The organism is Flavivirga sp. 57AJ16, assembly GCF_028736925.1.
Lineage (GTDB): Bacteria > Bacteroidota > Bacteroidia > Flavobacteriales > Flavobacteriaceae > Flavivirga.
On sequence record NZ_JAQZAT010000001.1, the window covers coordinates 329,042 to 346,688 of the forward strand.

Genomic DNA, 17,647 nt, shown 5'->3' on the forward strand with positions numbered 1-17,647 from the left:
ATGTTTAACGTACAAGATATAAGAAAAGATTTCCCCATTCTTTCACGTAAAGTAAACGGCAAACCGCTGGTGTATTTTGATAATGCAGCCACATCCCAAACACCGCAACAAGTTATTGATGTTATTGTGGATTATTATACAAACTACAATGCCAACATTCATCGCGGTGTACATACTTTAAGTCAAGAAGCAACCGATTTATACGAACAAGCACGCCAAAAAGTACAAACACACTTTAATGCTAAGTTTTCGCATGAAATTATATTAACATCGGGAACAACACATAGTATTAATTTGGTAGCAAATGGCTTTTCTTCACTTTTAAAAAAAGGCGATGAAATCATTGTTTCGGCTTTAGAACATCATAGCAATATAGTGCCATGGCAAATGCTTTGCGAACGTACCGGAGCTGTTCTTAAAGTCATTCCAATGAATGAAGATGGCGAATTGGTGATGAACGATTTTAACAATTTACTATCTAAAAACACAAAGCTAGTTTTTGTAAATCATATATCGAATGCTTTGGGAACTATTAACCCTATTGCATACATTATAGAAAAAGCACATCAAGTTGGTGCAGCTGTTTTAATTGACGGCGCACAAGCTTGTCCACATATAAAACCGGATGTCCAGGCCTTGGACGTTGATTTCTATGTAGCATCTGCCCATAAAATGTGTGGACCAACGGGCGTTGGTATGCTTTATGGAAAAGAAGCATGGCTTAATAAGTTACCGCCTTATCAGGGAGGTGGCGAAATGATTGCCGAGGTTACATTTGAAAAAACAACCTATGCCGGTTTACCGCATAAATTCGAGGCCGGTACACCAAACATTGCCGGAGGTGTTGCTTTCGGAGCTGCTATTGATTATATAAACAATATAGGGTTCGATACTATCGCAGCTTACGAAAATGACCTGTTGGATTATGCTACAGAAAAATTACTTGCTATAGAAGGCTTAAAAATATACGGAACCTCCAAAAATAAAACATCCGTCATTTCTTTTAATTTAGAGAACATACACCCTTACGATATTGGTACTATTTTGGATAAATTAGGCATTGCTGTTCGTACAGGGCACCATTGTGCGCAACCGATCATGGATTTTTACCGTATCCCAGGAACTGTTCGAGCCTCGTTTTCATTTTACAATACCAAAGAAGAGATTGACGCTTTAGTTGAAGGCGTTAAAAAAGCAAAAATGATGCTATCGTAATCTTGGCTTCTTTTTTGTAATAGTTTTATAAAAATCAATAATTATATAGGTATTACAGCACTTTAGCTTGTCTTAAACGGAATCGAAAGGCCCAGCATAAACCAAATCGAAGTACGACCATTAAAAACAATAAAGCAAACACATGAAATTCTTTTTCATATTCTTTTCCCTTGTATTTCTAGACAATCACTGTTCAGGGTCCAAAATAAATCAAACCACCATTTCTTTTGAATATTCAACACAGTCGAGAGGCAGCTATAAAAATATCAAAATCAGTAAAAAACATATTTCTGTTGTAAACAAAAGAGACGCCCTGCCTAACACTAAAACATGTAGTGAAGTACATTGGAATAAACTCCTAAAAGCAGTAAAACCTATCGATGTCGAAAACATGTCTAATCTTAAAGCACCATCAGAAAACCGTTTTTTTGATGGAGCCGCTATAGCAAAACTCAAGATTATTTATGATGGTACCGCTTATGAGTCTCAAAGCTTTGACCATGGAAATCCACCAAAAGAAATAGAAGTACTTGTAAAAGAAATACTATCTATTTCAGAAAACATTGAATAGAAAGTTTTCTTATTGTATTTTTGTATAAAATTGTAACTGTGACTATTGAAGATATACAAAACGAAATTATAGACGAATTTTCCATGTTTGATGATTGGGAAGAACGTTATCAATATATGATTGACCTAGGTAAGGATTTACCGTTAATCGACGACCAATACAAAACAGAAAGCAACATTATTAAAGGTTGCCAAAGTAAAGTTTGGGTACATGCCGAAATGAAAGGCGATAAAATAACTTTTACGGCAGATAGTGATGCGATAATCACTAAAGGTATCATCGCTATTTTAATACGAGCCTTTTCAGATCAGCACCCAAAGGATATTATTGACGCTAACACTGATTTTATAGATAAAATTGGTTTAAAAGAACATTTGTCTCCTACAAGAGCTAATGGTTTAGTAAGTATGGTAAAACAACTTAAGATGTACGCCATCGCTTACCAAACACAACTTAACTAGTTTATTTACTTGTAGCTTAGTTAATTTCAACGAATTCTAAACGCATTAACAAATAAACGAATAAACATTTTTTAAGATGAGCGAAACAGCAATAGATACAAACGCCTTAGGCGAAAAAATAGTAAATGTTTTAAAAACTATTTACGATCCAGAAATCCCAGTTGATATCTACGAATTAGGATTGATTTATGATGTCTTTGTTAATGAAGATTACGATGTAAAAATCTTAATGACCTTAACGACACCCAATTGTCCGGTGGCAGAAACATTACCTCTAGAAGTTGAAGAAAAAGTAAAATCTTTAAACGAGGTAAAAAGTGCCGAGGTTGAAATTACATTCGACCCACCTTGGACACAAGAACTTATGAGTGAAGAAGCCAAGCTGGAATTGGGGATGCTTTGATTTAGTTGACAGTATTCAGTGCCCGATATACAGTCTCAGTGTTCCGTCACAGTGTGTAGTATAGCTAATAAACATCAAATAACTTAATGAAAGACGAAATTATAAATCGCGTAGCGAATAGTAAGCTAATAACAGTGGATCTTGAAGATTATTATCCTGAAGGACCGCGCGTGCTTTTCGATATTAAAGATTGGCTGTTTGAAGGCTTCGTGTTACGTGAAAAAGATTTTAGACGCCAAGTTTCAGATTTTAATTGGTCTCAATATCAAGGTTTTTATGTAGCTTTAACATGTAGTAGTGATGCCATTATTCCAGGATGGGCATATATGCTTCTTAGCATGCACTTAGAACCTTTTGCAAAAAAGATCATAGTGGGCGATTTAGAAACACTGGAAGCTTCCATCTATCAAGACATTTTAAATCAACTGGATATTACCGAATTTAAGGACAAACCGATCATTATAAAAGGATGTTCTAAAAAACCGGTACCTCAAAATGCCTATATTATGCTTGCCAACAAACTAAAGCCCCATGCAAAGTCTATTATGTATGGAGAGGCTTGTTCTTCTGTTCCTCTTTACAAAAACAAATAATCTGACCTAAAACCTAGTTACGAAATGGACCTGATTACTAATTCAAATTTTAACAAACTAAACATGAAAAGACTATTATTACTATTTACCTTTTTCCTTGGAATGACTTCAGTACATGCACAGGAAACTTTAGAAGAATTAAAAGCCATTCAAGGTTCTAAAAAAGATTCTATTGCAGCCATTCAAAAGCGTGTTAAAGCTATTCAAACAAAAATTGATGCTCTACCTGGATGGAAAAAAGGTGCTTTCGGTACTATTGGTGGTAGTATATCCAGTTTTAAAAACTGGTATGCACAAGGGACTCCTAATAACAATTCAGGAAATATTGGCTTTACGGTCAACGCCTTTGCCAATTTAAATAAAGAAGCATTCTTTTGGAGAAATAGCGCTAATATAAACTTATCTTGGGTAAAGCTAGATGATAAAGACGACCCAACAGATAGTGACTCGTTTAGAGAAGCCACAGACGTTTTTAACATCACTTCCCTATACGGACATAAACTAAGTGATAAATTCGCAATTTCTGGATTGGCTGAATACAGAACGACTATATTAAACAATTTTAATGATCCTGGATATTTAGATTTGGGCGTTGGTGTTACCTGGACACCAATAAAAGATTTGGTTGTGGTAATGCACCCTGGAAACTATAACTTTGTTTTTAGTAAAGAAGATACTGTTTTTGAATCTTCATTGGGAGCAAAAATCCTTATTGACTACACCAGACAGATTAATGCTATTAGTTTTAAAACGAACCTTTCGATGTTTCAAAGCTATGAAAGCTCGAATTTATCAAACTGGACATGGACAAACTCTTTTGGGTATACCTTATGGAAAATGATCGGTGTAGGTTTTGATTTTGGATTAAGGAACAACAAACAAGAAGCTCTTAATTATGCTTTGGCTCAAACACCTCCTACAGCAACTTCTTTTGAAGATGTTGATAATGATTTACAAAGCTATTGGATGTTTGGATTAAACTATAAGTTCTAAAACATAAAGGTGTCTAAATTGAGTGTTTCAATATAATATCGAACTTACTTTTTAGACACCCCCATCTACAGACAAAAGTTAACAAAAAAGATCGTCTAAAAATTACTTTTTAGACGATCTCTTTTCTTTTGTATTAGCTTTTAAAGTTTAAAAATCTTTGTTTTTCTTAATTTCAGATTCCTTTAAACCGGCTATAACATTAGCACTATAATCTACTTCTTTTACAGTTTTATCATTCCAATAAAACCATTTGCCGACTTTTTTACCATTATCATAATTTGCAGAAACTACTTTTTTGCCTTCTGTGTTAAAACTTAACCACTCACCATGTAGTTTACCATCTGTTGTGTAAGTTCCTGTTTGACTTACAGCACCATTGTCATGATAATAAACAACTTCAATTAAGTTCGTGTCTTTATTAAGTTTTAAATCTCTCTTTTGCTGAGCAAAAGATACCACAGTAATTAAAAAGGCAAAATAAAATAACATTGAGTTCTTCATAATTATGGGTTTTAACATTATATATCAAATATACAAATAAGTTAACGTTTAATCAACATTTACGTAACATTAAATTAACATTAAGTCTATAAATATTTGATTTACAATATTTTAACAAATAAAATTTAACATTGCAATCTTAATAATTACTTAATATTCACATCACATTCAAGTTACTTTAAACCGAGACATTTGCACTTGTCTTAAGACAAACAATTAGTATTTCATTATAATCTATTAGTTTTTGTCGACTACATTATTATGATTTCTAATGAGGACTGCCTTAGGCCAAGGCAGTCTTTTATTGGTTTTTATTTAATTTTTAGTTAACATTAAATTAACATTAGTGTTGGTTATTTGCAGCGACAAAAACTGATACTGATAATAATGGAATTTAGAACTACCCTGGTAGCAATATCTTTACTTGCTATTACTACTTTAAATGCGCAAGAATCAAACGCGCCAAAATTTGGGAAGGGGTTATTTAATTTGGTAGGCAAAGACAGTTCTTGGACCATGAAAATTGGGGCTAGAATGCAGTTTTTAGCAATTTCTAATTGGGAAGACAACGCAGCTAACGAATCAAATTTCTTAGTAAGACGGGCACGTTTAAAATTTGATGGTTATGCATTTACACCTAAACTTAAATATAAATTAGAGCTCGGATTATCAAACAGGGATATTTCTGGAGCTTCACCTTTTACCAGTAATGCTCCTAGATATATTTTAGATGCGGTCATGAAATGGCATTTTGCACCAAACTTCGAGTTGTGGTTTGGTCAAACAAAATTACCTGGCAATAGAGAACGTGTTGTTTCATCTGGAAACCTTCAACAAGTAGACCGTTCTTTATTGAACAGAAGATTTAACATAGACCGTGATTTAGGGATCCAATTAAGACATCACTTTAACCTTTCGGACACCTTTGTTGTTAAAGAAACCTTATCAATATCCCAGGGAGAAGGAAGAAATATAACTACCGGAAACTTAGGTGGTCACCAATATACAGGCCGTATTGAACTATTACCTTTTGGGAATTTCTCTAGTAAAGGCGACTACAAAGGAAGTGATTTAAAACGTGAAAAAACGCCTAGATTAGCCATTGCTGCTACTTACGATTTTAATAATAATGCCGTTAAAAATAGAAGTAACCAAGGTTCTTATATGGTTACGGACACTGGTTTTTATGAAACCAATATAAGCACTCTTTTTATTGATGCTATGTTTAAATATCAAGGGTTTTCTTTAATGGCTGAATATGCCCATAGAGATGCCAATGACCCATTAGCCAAAAACTCCGATGGAACTTTTACCGGTGATGCCGTTCAAGTTGGAAAAGGTTTAAACCTACAAACTGGTTATTTATTAAAAAGTAATTGGGAAATTTCTGGTCGATACACAAATATAGAATTAGATAGAACCATTACCGGTAAAAATCCAGAAAACCAATATACTTTGGGAGTTTCAAAATATATTGTAGGTCACAAATTAAAAGTACAAACAGATATAAGTCATTTAGAAGTTGAAAACGGAAACAATGAACTTATGTATCGATTACAGTTCGATATTCATTTTTAAAACATAACAATTACGTAACATATTACTTGGAAACACTTAAGATATTTGCAAACTCATTCAAATTAAATTATGGATCATAATATATATTTACTAATGCTGATTGCCATTACAGTTTTAGCAGTTGCTGATATTGTTGTTGGTGTAAGTAACGATGCTATAAATTTCCTAAACTCAGCCATTGGCTCTAAGGCCATTTCTATGCGAACTATTATGATAGTTGCCAGTTTAGGTATATTTATTGGAGCTGTTTTCTCAAGCGGCATGATGGAAGTTGCTCGTAAAGGGATCTTCGTTCCGGCCATGTTTAACTTTGAAGAAATCATGTATATTTTTATGGCAGTAATGATTACAGATATATTACTGTTAGATTTCTTTAATACAATAGGATTACCAACATCTACCACAGTTTCTATCGTTTTTAACTTATTAGGTGCCGCTGTGGTCATGTCATTAATAAAGGTCACTGCCTCAGATTCTCAAACTTTTGCCGACCTGGGAGATTATATAAATACAAAGAAAGCTTTTGAAATTATTCGAGGTATTTTAATGTCTGTTTTCATTGCTTTTACCGTTGGGGCTCTAGTGCAATGGATCTCTCGTTTAGTTTTCACCTTTCATTATGAGAAAAAAATAAAAAATTTCGGTGCTATATTTGGTGGTATTTCTTTAGCTGCCATCACCTACTTTATCTTTTTAAAAGGATTAAAAGGAACCCCATATTATAAAGACCTTAAAGGGCTTCTTGAAGGCAATGAGTTATTTATAATATGTGGCAGTTTAGTTTTTTGGACTTTGTTTTCCTATGGATTCCAAAAGGTATTCAAAAAAACGATCTTACTTTTTGTCATTGCTGTTGGTACTTTTGGTCTAGCACTGGCTTTCTCCGGAAATGATTTAGTTAACTTTATTGGTGTACCTATGGCAGCCTATCATTCTTATGAAGCATGGGTGGCTTCTGGTGTTGATGCTTCCTTGTTTTCAATGGAAGTCCTTGATAAAAAAGTACCTGCCGAGCCATTATTACTATTCATATCTGGTGGCATTATGGTATTAACGCTATGGTTTTCCAAGAAAGCTAAGACTGTTGCAGAAACTGAAATAAGCTTATCTAACCAAGGAGAAACACATGAAAAATTCGAACCAAATATGTTATCAAGAAGTGTTGTAAAAGCATCATCTTGGCTTTCTGATATGTTTGGCAATATGGTACCTGTATCTACTCAAGAAAAAATAGGCAAGAGTTTTGAAAAACCAAATACAGCTGCATTGAGAAAAGACCAAAGTGTTGATGCTCCTGCTTTTGATATGATTAGGGCTTCTGTAAACTTAATGGTTGCAGGTGTACTTATTGCTATTGCAACATCAATGAAACTACCTTTGTCTACAACCTATGTAACATTTATGGTAGCCATGGGGACATCGTTTGCAGATCGTGCTTGGGGAAGAGAAAGTGCGGTTTATAGAGTTGCTGGTGTCCTAAACGTTATAGGTGGATGGTTTGGTACTGCGATTGGTGCTTTTGTAGCCGCAGGAATCGTTGTATTCTTGATTAAATGGAATCCTAGTGTTATGACACCTATATTGTTGTTATTAACTATTATTTTATTAGTTAGAAACTACTTGTCACATAAAAATAGCTCAAAAAAGATTATTGAGGAAGATAGCCTTATACATGCTGAAAGTAGTTCTATTCAAGGTGTTATTCATGAAAGTGCAAATAATATAGCCAATGTCGTAAAACGTGGTAACAAAATTTATTCCAGTGCCATTAACGGTTTAGCAAAACAAGATTTAGTTCTATTAAAGAAGAATAAAAAAAACATCGTAAAATTATCTAATGAAATTGATGAATTGCGCGACAATATTTTCTATTTCATTAAAAATTTAGATGAATCCAGTGTTGGTGCAAGTAATTTCTACATTAACATATTGGGCTATTTACAAGACATGACGCAATCTTTAGAATACATTTCCAAAGTAAGTCATAAACACGTAAATAACAATCACAAGAAATTAAAGTTCAACCAAATTAAAGAACTTAAACAAATCGATCAGTATCTTGAGTCTTTATTTAACAATACAAAAAAAGCTTTTGACTCTCAATCTTTTGAGCAAATCGGTGCTATTTTAGATAACAAAAATGAAGTTTTTAATCTAGTTACCGAAAAAATACAAATACAAGTAGAGCGAACTAGAACTGAAGAATCCAGTCCAAAAAACACCACTTTATATTTCAGTCTCCTTTTAGAAACAAAAGATCTATTAACGGCAACTATGAATCTCTTAGAAGAATATCATAATGCTCACGATAGTTCTGTAGCACCTGCAACTCTTGCAAGTCTAGAAGAAGAAGAATAGAAAAAGAAAGTATCTCAAGCGAAAAGAGGCTGTCTGAAAAGTGTCATTCTGAATATTACCGAGAAACAAAATATATTTTGTTAAGAAGGAGCAGCGAAGCTGTGAAGAATCTCTTAAAAACATAATATATAGAATTACAAAACAATAAGATTCTTCGCTATGCTCTGAATGACATTGCCCCCAAACAAAACAAAGCCGCCATGTCATTCAGAAGGAGGCACGACTGAAGAATCTAAAAACTCTCTTTAGTCTCTTTGGCTGGTACATAAACATAATTATCTTTTGCTTTCATTCGACCCTATCATGATGAGATTCTTCGCTGTGAGATTCTTCACTTCGTTCTGAATGACAAAACATATTACTTTTCAGACAGCCTCTTTTGTTTCCCTCAGTTGAATGGTATCATACAAAATATAACCTAACACCAAATAAACTTCAAAATAACTGGTTAAATCCGTTTCTATTTTCTTTAGATGAGATATAAAACAAAAAGCACCCTAAAAAGGGTGCTCTGCGCCTGATAAATCTATTTTTCAAATGAACTTATTAGTTAAGATCCACACATCAAGCAATCATCGCCTTCTCCAGCTTTCGCCTGAGCAATGAGAGCTTTCATTTCCTCTGCAGTCATGGGCTCAACTTCTGGCACATTCTGTTTTGCAAATTTCTCTGCATTTTTAGCCGCTACCTGTTTCTTTTTTGCCTGTTCTTGTTGCAAATTAACATCATTAACCTCTACAACTTCGGCTACTGGTTCTTCTTTCTTAGTCGTTTTTAAGGTAAACTTAATAGCATCTACAGCACTTTTAGTACGCAAGTAATACATACCTGTTTTTAAACCGCTTTTCCATGCATAAAAGTGCATGGATGTTAGTTTAGCCATAGTAGCGCCTTCTAAGAATAAGTTAAGCGATTGTGATTGATCTATAAAGTAACCTCTTTGACGGGACATATCTATAATATCTTTCATACTTAACTCCCAAACCGTTTTATACAAATCTTTAATATCTTGAGGAATGATATCAATGCCTTGTACCGAACCATTGGCCCTCATAATGTCCTGCTTTAAATTTTCATTCCAAAGCCCAAGGTCGACTAAATCTTCCAATAAATGTTTATTGACCACAATAAACTCCCCAGATAATACACGACGTGTATAAATATTAGAAGTATAGGGTTCAAAACATTCATTGTTTCCAAGAATTTGAGACGTTGATGCTGTTGGCATAGGGGCAACCAATAACGAGTTGCGCACACCATGTTTAAGCACTTGCTTACGTAGCTTCTCCCAGTCCCAATTGCCACTTAATTCTTCATCCTTTAAATTCCATAAGTTATGTTGAAACATACCTTTACTTATTGGAGAGCCTTTGTAGGTTTGGTAAGGCCCATCAACTTTCGCTTCTTCCATACTTGCAGTGACTGCTGCATAGTAAAGTGTTTCGAAAATATCCTGATTTAACTTTTTAGCTTCTGCACTGGTAAAAGGCATACGCAATTGTATAAAAGTATCTGCCAATCCTTGAACTCCTAAACCAATTGGTCTGTGGCGCATGTTAGAATTTTCGGCTTCTTTTACTGGATAATAATTTCTATCGATGACTCTATTTAAGTTTTTAGTAACTCGTTTAGTTATGCGGAATAGTTCTTTATGATCGAATTCTCCGTTTTTAACAAACATTGGTAACGCAATAGACGCCAAATTACATACTGCAACCTCATCTGGAGAGGTATATTCTAAAATCTCTGTACATAAATTTGAAGAACGAATGGTTCCTAAATTTTGTTGATTGGATTTACGATTTGCTGCATCTTTATAAAGCATATAAGGGGTCCCTGTTTCAATTTGAGATTCTAATATTTTTTCCCAAAGGTCACGCGCTTTTATTGTCTTTCTGCCCTTGCCTTCTGCTTCATACTTTAAATATAAGGCTTCAAAGTCCTCACTATGTTTCTCATCCAGGCCAGGACATTCGTTAGGACACATTAAGGTCCAATCGCCATTTTCTTCAACACGTTTCATAAATAAATCTGAAATCCACATGGCATAGAACAAATCACGAGCACGCATTTCTTCTTTACCATGGTTTTTCTTTAAATCTAGGAAATCAAAAATATCTGCATGCCAAGTTTCTAAATAAATAGCAAAACTTCCTTTACGTTTTCCGCCTCCTTGGTCTACATAACGCGCCGTATCATTAAATACACGAAGCATAGGCACAATACCATTACTCGTACCGTTAGTACCTGCTATATAACTACCGGTGGCACGCACATTGTGCATAGCCAAACCTATACCTCCTGCAGATTGCGAAATCTTGGCTGTTTGTTTTAAAGTGTCATAAATACCATCTATACTGTCTTCTTTCATTGTTAAAAGAAAACAAGACGACATTTGCGGTTTTGGTGTACCTGCATTAAAAAGTGTTGGTGTAGCGTGTGTAAAATATTTTTTAGACATTAACTCATAGGTTTCAATGGCCGCATCTAAATCATTTAAATGAATTCCTATGGAGACACGCATAAGCATATGTTGAGGGCGCTCGGCTATTTCACCATTCAATTTTAAAAGATACGAACGCTCTAAGGTTTTAAAACCAAAATAATCATAACCAAAATCACGATTATAAATAATGGTAGAGTCCAGACGCTCTTTATTTGCCATAATCACTTCATACACATCGTCTGCTAAAAGTGGCGCATATTTGCCCGTTCTTGGATTTACATATTTGTGTAAATCTTCCATAACATCGCTAAATGTCTTTTTGGTGTTTTTATGTAAGTTAGAAACAGAAATACGTGCAGCTAAACGTGCATAGTCTGGATGCGCCGTAGTCATAGTTGCTGCAATCTCTGCCGCAAGATTATCAAGTTCGCTCGTGGTAACGCCATCGTATACCCCTTCAATAACGCGCATTGTTACTTTTAATGGGTCAACTAATTCGTTTAGACCGTAACATAATTTTCTCACTCTGGCCGTGATTTTGTCGAACATGATCTGCTCTTTTCTGCCGTCTCTTTTTATTACATACATATTTATTACACTTTTTAGGTTTTCTGATACACCTTCAGAAAATTGGTTAGATTATTATTCCAAAATTTAGTTCTAATGATTAATTAGACAAAAATCAGTTGTTTAGGTTACTTTAATAAAAGGCTATTAATTTTCCATTTATAATGGAAATGTCATTTTAATCGAATTTTCAAAACGGGGCTCTTTGAAAACTAGGGGCTCAATTAAAAATCGGCGTCAAAACTGAATTTGTCCTTTTCTTCTTCCTTATTAAGGACACCCGCTTTTTGATATTCGGATACACGTTTCTCAAAGAAATTAGTTTTTCCTTGTAGAGAAATCATATCCATAAAATCAAATGGGTTTGCTGTATTGTATTCTTTTTCGCAGCCTAATTCGCTTAACAATCTATCTGTTACAAATTCTAAATATTGTACCATCAAAACCGCATTCATACCAATTAAACTTGCCGGTAAGGATTCTGTTATAAATTCGCGTTCAATATCTAAAGCATCCACTAATATTTCTCTAATACGAGATTTAGGCACTTTATTTATTAAATGTTCATTATGTAAATGCACCGCAAAATCGCAGTGAACACCTTCATCTCGAGATATTAGCTCATTAGAAAATGTTAAGCCGGGCATTAATCCTCTCTTTTTTAACCAAAAGATAGAACAAAATGCTCCAGAAAAGAAAATACCTTCAACTGCTGCAAATGCGATTAAACGCTCTGCAAAACTTGGAGATTCAATCCATTTTAAAGCCCAATCTGCTTTCTTTTTAATAGCAGGAAAGTTTTCAATAGCATTAAATAACAGGTCCTTTTCTTTTTCGTCTTTTACATACGTATCTATTAAAAGTGAATATGTTTCACTATGAATATTTTCCATCATGATTTGAAATCCGTAAAAGAATTTCGCCTCACTATACTGTACTTCGTTAACAAAGTTCTCAGCTAAATTTTCGTTTACAATACCATCACTTGCAGCAAAAAATGCCAAAATGTGCTTTATAAAATAGCGCTCATCATCATTAAGCTTTGTAGCCCAATCTGTAAGATCTTGATGTAAATCAATTTCTTCTGCAGTCCAGAAACTAGCTTCCGATTTTTTATACCATTCCCAAATATCATGGTGTTGAATTGGAAAAATAACAAAACGATCTTTGTTTTCTTGTAGAATCGGTTCTATAGTCTGAGACATTGTTTCTTTAAATTTTTATAAAATATTGGACGAAAATTTCTTTCGATTTGGGAGTAACAAAGATTGAAAATAGAAGTTAAAAATGAAAGGTATAGTTATAAACATTGTCAACAAGTTTTTAACAAAAGTTAGCAAATCACCTCTTTTAAAGATAATCCTACAAATAATTAAAATGTTGATTATCAATTATTTATACAAACAACTATTGGCTTAAGCCCTATAGAACAAGCGTTCTTTGTTTACAAAAAATGTTAAGATTAGGAAAGTCATATTTTAAAAAACCGAAATAAATTTTAGTTTGTTTTTCTGGAATTTGCCACCTTTTCTAATGCCATATACCAATCTTCTCCAAATTTTCTAATTAAGGCTTCTTTTACAAATTTATAGATAGGTATTTGCAATTCCTTTCCTAACGCACAGGCATCATCACAAATTTGCCATTTGTGGTAATTGATCGCCGAAAATTCACTATAATCCTGAACTCTTATAGGGTATAAATGGCAAGACACTGGTTTTTTCCAAGAAATCTGACCTTGGTTATAGGCTTCTTCAATGCCACAAAGTGCTACTTTTTTTTCGTCAAAAATAACATAAGCACAATCCGCCCCATTAATTAAAGGGGTTTCCAGTTCACCGTCCTCAGTAGTTGTGTATACACCTTGAGATTCGATAGCATCTATACCTTCTTTACGCAAAAAGGGTTTTACTTTAGGGTATATCCCTTCAAGTATTTTAGCCTCGTCTGCATCCAAGGGCGCCCCTGCATCTCCATCAATACAACACGCTCCCTTACAAGCCGAAAGGTTACACATGAAATCCTTCTCGATAATATCTTCGGATACTATAGTTTTTCCTAATTGAAACATCGTGCAAAAATAGACAATCTTAAGAATTATTTAATGCAATAATTTGATATTTAATACCGAACTTTGCCCGCAAACTTAATAACCAAAAAAAATGCAATTAAACTTTAAAGAAATCTTTACGGCTTTTATGGTATTATTTGCCGTTATAGATATTATTGGAAGTATTCCGATAATAATAGATTTACGAAAAAAAGCGGGACATATACAGAGCGAAAAAGCCTCTGTAATAGCAGGTATCATACTTGTTTTGTTCCTCTTTTTAGGAAAAAGTATTTTAAATCTCATTGGTATTGATGTAAACTCATTTGCTGTAGCTGGATCTTTTATTTTGTTTTTCATTGCTTTGGAAATGATTCTAGGAATTACCTTGTACAAACAGGAAGAAAGCACGGCTATGACAACAGCCGTATTTCCTTTAGCTTTTCCGTTAATTGCTGGGCCTGGGAGCTTAACAACCTTGCTATCGTTGAGAGCCGAATTTAGAACTGAAAATATTGTTGTTGCCGTAATAATGAATGTTATTATTATTTTTATAGTGCTTAAAACATCTGCCAGAATAGAACGCCTTATTGGGCAAAACGGCATAAATATAATACGTAAGGTATTTGGGGTGGTTTTATTAGCCATTGCGGTTAAGCTGTTTGCCCATAATATTAAAGCCTTATTTGAAGTTACATAAACACTATTTAGAATGAAATACTTAACGATTATTATAAGCATTATTGCCTTAGGGCTCATGATTTTCAACTTCACAAAAGTAGACTTTAACGCTCCTTTTAAAGATGAGAGCTTAATTGCTTTAATTACGATTGTAGCATCCCTGTGCGTTATCCTTATGATGCTTATTTTAAGGGTCTCTAAACGTATTGAGCAAAAAATAAAAGAGCGCAACTAATACCAATTAAACTTCAAAAAGACACATGTATAATTTTAAAATTCAATTGGTATAATGTACGATACCTTAATTATTGGAGGAGGTGCTGCGGGTCTGTCTTGCGCTTTGGTTTTAGGCTCTGCTAAAAACAAGTCTTTTGCTAAGAATAAACGTATTGGCATCATTGCGCATCAAAAAACATCACACCTTCAAACCGCTTTGTTTAATAACGTATTGGGAGTGGCTCCCAAAACTACCGGAGCTTCTATTTTAAAAAATGGAAAAGAGCAATTAACAAGCTTATACCCGCATGTTGATCAGATTGAAAAAGAAAAAGTCTTACAACTATCAAAACTTGAAGACCTCTTTAAAATAGAAACCAATAAAAACACTTATACGGCAAAAATTGTTGTTATTGCTGTTGGTTATACAAACTTAATGACAATTAAAGGACTTGAGCATTACGTGGACACTCACCCAAGAAGTGCTATTGAAAAAAATCGTATTTGGTTAAAAAACACAGATCATTTAATTGAAGAAAATCTATATGTTGCTGGCACACTAGCTGGATGGCGTAGTCAGTTTGCCATAGCTTCTGGTAGTGGTTCGCATGTGGCTACCGATATTTTAACGCTTTGGAATGACGGGAAAGATACTAAGGTGCATGATAAGATTGACGTTTAATCGAAAAAATCGATTAGGTGTACCTTTACTTTCGTGAAGTAGGCACTCTTATTATCCTTACATGGTTTATTGAGATTCTGTAAAATAGGTATGTTTATAAAAAAACCATTGAAGGAGATGATGAGGCTGATTACTCTGCCCCTTCACTCAACCGAATAACCTCATCGATCACAATATCATCTTGATTGAATACCTCCTCGAAAGCACCATCGCCATAAAGTTGACTCGCCAATGTTGCTTTGATATATTGCTTTATTTCTTCATGATACGCCACAAAAGTGATTTTAGAGCCAGTGCGTACATTTATGTAATCTTGAAAAGCAAGTACTAAGTCATCACTCACTTTAAACGAATCAATAAAATCCTGCCTCGAAATGCCATCATAAAGATGCCTGTCCTTTTCTAGTTCTTCGAATACAAAATAGCCAACAAACCCACGTCTTTGTATAAAGGTAAGTGTTTCATTTTGCATACTGTTATCTATGGGCACAAATACATCAGGAATAATACCACCGCCACCATATACAATTTTGCCTCCTGGCGTTGTAAATTTTAATGAATCGGCTACCTTAATCTTTTCGGGATCTAAAAGTTCACCACTTTCCAACCTGTTAAAATACTCATCATAATAATCCTTGTTACCATTTTTATATGAGCGCTGAATAGAACGACCTGTTGGCGTATAATAGCGTGATACGGTTAAACGAACGGCACTACCATCACCTAGGTCCATTTCACGTTGCACCAACCCTTTACCATAAGAACGACGTCCCACTATGGTCCCTTTATCATTGTCCTGCAATGCACCTGCAACAATCTCACTTGCCGATGCCGAATTCTCATCTATAAGCACATACACATGGCCATCTTCAAAATCACCTTTACTTGTAGCAAAACTCTTTTCAATATTTCCACGTTTATTTTTAGTGAACAAAATAAGTTTATCGTCTTCTAAGAACTCATCTACTATTTGCTCTGATATACTTAAAATGCCGCCTGGGTTGTTTCTTAGATCCAGTGCAATTTCGGTAGCTCCTAATTTTAAAAGTTTATCTAAACCTTTTTTAAATTCTTTATAAGTAGATTCTGCAAAGCGATTCACCTTTATATACCCTAATTTTTCGGTGAGCATATAAGCAGCATCTACACTTTTTATAGGGATATTGTCTCGCTTCACTGTAAAGTTTAAAAGCTCTGGTTCTCCTTTTCTATATATTTTTAACCTGACTTTGGTATTAATAGGGCCTTTTAATTTTTTAACCATTTCACCATCATTCAATCTGTCTCCAAAAAGGGTATCATTATCTGCCATAATAATCCTATCGCCTCCTTTAATTCCTGCCTTTTCACTGGGACCACCTTCAATAGCCCTAATAACAGCTATCGTATCTTTATAGGGATAAAAACTAATGCCAATACCCACAAAATCACCCTTCATCTCTTCGGCGACCCGTTCCATGGCTTCTTTGGGAATATATACAGAATGTGGATCCAGGTTGTCTAAAATGCCATTAACCGTTACATCAACAATACTATCGGTATTGACGTCATCAACATAATCATAATCAATGTAATCGATAAGCCTGTTAAGTTTATCCTTCTTACTATTTGTAGAAAATAATTTATCTGGTGAGTCTCTAAAATCCAGTTTTCCCCCAATAAAAATGCCCGCAGCAATGGCAACGCCCAGAACCAATGGTAAATATTTTTTTTGAAATGACATTATGCTTTTAAATCTTCTATTAATTTAAGGTCTATCCCAGCTTTTTTCAAGAATTTCAATCCAGAATCATCTTTATATGCTTCATGATATACCACTCTAACAATCCCGGATTGATGTATTAATTTACTGCATTCCTTGCATGGCGACATCGTAATATACAGGGTAGCGCCCCTACATGATTGGGTGGAAGCAGCTACTTTTAAAATAGCATTGGCTTCAGCATGCAATACATACCATTTTGTGTAACCCTCATCGTCTTCACAAAAATTTTCAAACCCGGATGGCGTTCCATTGTAACCATCAGAGATGATCATTCTGTCCTTTACAATAATCGCGCCAACTTGTCTGCGTTTACAATAAGACAATTTCCCCCATTCTTTTGCAATTCTTAAATAAGCCTTATCGTACTTGAGTTGTTTATTTTCTGGCATTAATTTATTTATAATGATGGTGTGCTGCTAAAAGGCGATTGGTTTTTTGGTAGCAGCCCTTCAATAATAATCGAGACCGCTTAAACAAATACCCCCTCTTCCCTTCACGCAAAATAATATAACGAAGATACTTGGTTCGTATTTTAATTACAACGCTAGTTCGTTAAAATTTTACGAA

Annotated in this window: 17 protein-coding genes; 11 read left to right on the forward strand and 6 right to left on the reverse strand. The window is 34.4% G+C overall.

Going from position 1 to position 17,647, the window contains the following annotated elements:
• The 6 genes from PQO00_RS01370 (at position 1) to PQO00_RS01395 (ending at position 4,236) form a co-directional block, all read left to right on the forward strand.
• Complete coding sequence (locus PQO00_RS01370) at positions 1-1,215, forward strand: aminotransferase class V-fold PLP-dependent enzyme (protein ID WP_274183025.1); 1,215 nt, start codon at positions 1-3, stop codon at positions 1,213-1,215.
• Between the two features lie 142 nt (positions 1,216-1,357).
• Positions 1,358-1,786, forward strand: coding sequence for a hypothetical protein (locus tag PQO00_RS01375; protein ID WP_274183026.1), 429 nt, complete (start codon positions 1,358-1,360; stop codon positions 1,784-1,786).
• 38 nt (positions 1,787-1,824) lie between these two features.
• A complete protein-coding gene (locus tag PQO00_RS01380; protein ID WP_274183027.1) occupies positions 1,825-2,247 on the forward strand; it encodes a SufE family protein in 423 nt (140 codons plus the stop codon).
• A 76-nt stretch (positions 2,248-2,323) separates the two neighbouring features.
• On the forward strand, positions 2,324-2,650 hold the full coding sequence (locus PQO00_RS01385; protein WP_274183028.1) for a DUF59 domain-containing protein: 327 nt from the start codon (positions 2,324-2,326) through the stop codon (positions 2,648-2,650).
• An 86-nt stretch (positions 2,651-2,736) separates the two neighbouring features.
• Positions 2,737-3,243: a DUF2480 family protein gene (locus tag PQO00_RS01390; protein ID WP_274183029.1), complete on the forward strand. Its 507-nt coding sequence runs from the start codon at positions 2,737-2,739 to the stop codon at positions 3,241-3,243.
• 63 nt (positions 3,244-3,306) lie between these two features.
• A complete protein-coding gene (locus PQO00_RS01395) occupies positions 3,307-4,236 on the forward strand; it encodes a DUF3078 domain-containing protein (protein ID WP_274183030.1) in 930 nt (309 codons plus the stop codon).
• Between the two features lie 147 nt (positions 4,237-4,383).
• Here the strand turns inward: PQO00_RS01395 and PQO00_RS01400 are convergent, their stop codons facing one another.
• The gene (locus PQO00_RS01400) at positions 4,384-4,737 is read right to left on the reverse strand and encodes a toxin-antitoxin system YwqK family antitoxin (protein WP_274183031.1); all 354 of its coding nucleotides are present in this window, start codon (positions 4,735-4,737) and stop codon (positions 4,384-4,386) included.
• Positions 4,738-5,124: 387 nt separating this feature from the next.
• Here PQO00_RS01400 and PQO00_RS01405 point away from each other — a divergent pair, with 387 nt between their 5' ends.
• Complete coding sequence (locus tag PQO00_RS01405) at positions 5,125-6,315, forward strand: porin (protein WP_274183032.1); 1,191 nt, start codon at positions 5,125-5,127, stop codon at positions 6,313-6,315.
• 69 nt (positions 6,316-6,384) lie between these two features.
• The gene (locus PQO00_RS01410) at positions 6,385-8,673 is read left to right on the forward strand and encodes an inorganic phosphate transporter (RefSeq protein WP_274183033.1); all 2,289 of its coding nucleotides are present in this window, start codon (positions 6,385-6,387) and stop codon (positions 8,671-8,673) included.
• Between the two features lie 550 nt (positions 8,674-9,223).
• On the opposite strand, the gene PQO00_RS01415 is transcribed toward PQO00_RS01410, so the two are convergent.
• From PQO00_RS01415 to PQO00_RS01425, 3 genes are all read right to left on the reverse strand, one after another.
• Positions 9,224-11,707: a ribonucleoside-diphosphate reductase subunit alpha gene (locus PQO00_RS01415; RefSeq protein ID WP_274183034.1), complete on the reverse strand. Its 2,484-nt coding sequence runs from the start codon at positions 11,705-11,707 to the stop codon at positions 9,224-9,226.
• A gap of 203 nt (positions 11,708-11,910) precedes the next feature.
• Complete coding sequence (locus tag PQO00_RS01420; RefSeq protein WP_274183035.1) at positions 11,911-12,891, reverse strand: ribonucleotide-diphosphate reductase subunit beta; 981 nt, start codon at positions 12,889-12,891, stop codon at positions 11,911-11,913.
• 293 nt (positions 12,892-13,184) lie between these two features.
• The gene (locus PQO00_RS01425) at positions 13,185-13,757 is read right to left on the reverse strand and encodes a DUF3109 family protein (RefSeq protein WP_274183036.1); all 573 of its coding nucleotides are present in this window, start codon (positions 13,755-13,757) and stop codon (positions 13,185-13,187) included.
• A 91-nt stretch (positions 13,758-13,848) separates the two neighbouring features.
• Here PQO00_RS01425 and PQO00_RS01430 point away from each other — a divergent pair, with 91 nt between their 5' ends.
• From PQO00_RS01430 to PQO00_RS01440, 3 genes are read left to right on the forward strand one after another with little or no spacing between them, the layout of a single operon-like run.
• Positions 13,849-14,436, forward strand: coding sequence for a MarC family protein (locus PQO00_RS01430; protein WP_274183037.1), 588 nt, complete (start codon positions 13,849-13,851; stop codon positions 14,434-14,436).
• A 12-nt stretch (positions 14,437-14,448) separates the two neighbouring features.
• Positions 14,449-14,652 carry a hypothetical protein gene (locus tag PQO00_RS01435; protein ID WP_274183038.1) on the forward strand — a complete coding sequence of 68 codons (204 nt, stop codon included), beginning with the start codon at positions 14,449-14,451 and terminating at the stop codon, positions 14,650-14,652.
• Positions 14,653-14,706: 54 nt separating this feature from the next.
• The gene (locus PQO00_RS01440; protein ID WP_274183039.1) at positions 14,707-15,315 is read left to right on the forward strand and encodes an NAD(P)/FAD-dependent oxidoreductase; all 609 of its coding nucleotides are present in this window, start codon (positions 14,707-14,709) and stop codon (positions 15,313-15,315) included.
• Positions 15,316-15,445: 130 nt separating this feature from the next.
• Here the strand turns inward: PQO00_RS01440 and PQO00_RS01445 are convergent, their stop codons facing one another.
• Both PQO00_RS01445 and PQO00_RS01450 read right to left on the reverse strand, forming a co-directional pair.
• Positions 15,446-17,038, reverse strand: a complete 1,593-nt coding sequence (locus PQO00_RS01445; protein ID WP_274183040.1) for a S41 family peptidase — start codon at positions 17,036-17,038, stop codon at positions 15,446-15,448.
• A complete protein-coding gene (locus PQO00_RS01450; RefSeq protein ID WP_274183041.1) occupies positions 17,038-17,469 on the reverse strand; it encodes a dCMP deaminase family protein in 432 nt (143 codons plus the stop codon). The genes PQO00_RS01445 and PQO00_RS01450 overlap by 1 nt, the downstream gene beginning before the upstream one ends.
• Positions 17,470-17,647 lie beyond the last annotated feature (178 nt).

Excerpts from the sequence above, each read along its gene's own strand:
- PQO00_RS01400 (WP_274183031.1), bottom strand. The coding sequence starts at position 4,737 with ATGAAGAACTCAATGTTATTTTATTTTGCCTTTTTAATTACTGTGGTA.
- PQO00_RS01410 (WP_274183033.1), top strand. The coding sequence starts at position 6,385 with ATGGATCATAATATATATTTACTAATGCTGATTGCCATTACAGTTTTA.
- PQO00_RS01375 (WP_274183026.1), top strand. The coding sequence starts at position 1,358 with ATGAAATTCTTTTTCATATTCTTTTCCCTTGTATTTCTAGACAATCAC.
- PQO00_RS01395 (WP_274183030.1), top strand. The coding sequence starts at position 3,307 with ATGAAAAGACTATTATTACTATTTACCTTTTTCCTTGGAATGACTTCA.
- PQO00_RS01390 (WP_274183029.1), top strand. The coding sequence starts at position 2,737 with ATGAAAGACGAAATTATAAATCGCGTAGCGAATAGTAAGCTAATAACA.
- PQO00_RS01435 (WP_274183038.1), top strand. The coding sequence starts at position 14,449 with ATGAAATACTTAACGATTATTATAAGCATTATTGCCTTAGGGCTCATG.
- PQO00_RS01450 (WP_274183041.1), bottom strand. The coding sequence starts at position 17,469 with ATGCCAGAAAATAAACAACTCAAGTACGATAAGGCTTATTTAAGAATT.
- PQO00_RS01415 (WP_274183034.1), bottom strand. The coding sequence starts at position 11,707 with ATGTATGTAATAAAAAGAGACGGCAGAAAAGAGCAGATCATGTTCGAC.
- PQO00_RS01425 (WP_274183036.1), bottom strand. The coding sequence starts at position 13,757 with ATGTTTCAATTAGGAAAAACTATAGTATCCGAAGATATTATCGAGAAG.
- PQO00_RS01420 (WP_274183035.1), bottom strand. The coding sequence starts at position 12,891 with ATGTCTCAGACTATAGAACCGATTCTACAAGAAAACAAAGATCGTTTT.
- PQO00_RS01430 (WP_274183037.1), top strand. The coding sequence starts at position 13,849 with ATGCAATTAAACTTTAAAGAAATCTTTACGGCTTTTATGGTATTATTT.
- PQO00_RS01385 (WP_274183028.1), top strand. The coding sequence starts at position 2,324 with ATGAGCGAAACAGCAATAGATACAAACGCCTTAGGCGAAAAAATAGTA.
- PQO00_RS01445 (WP_274183040.1), bottom strand. The coding sequence starts at position 17,038 with ATGTCATTTCAAAAAAAATATTTACCATTGGTTCTGGGCGTTGCCATT.
- PQO00_RS01405 (WP_274183032.1), top strand. The coding sequence starts at position 5,125 with ATGGAATTTAGAACTACCCTGGTAGCAATATCTTTACTTGCTATTACT.
- PQO00_RS01440 (WP_274183039.1), top strand. The coding sequence starts at position 14,707 with ATGTACGATACCTTAATTATTGGAGGAGGTGCTGCGGGTCTGTCTTGC.
- PQO00_RS01370 (WP_274183025.1), top strand. The coding sequence starts at position 1 with ATGTTTAACGTACAAGATATAAGAAAAGATTTCCCCATTCTTTCACGT.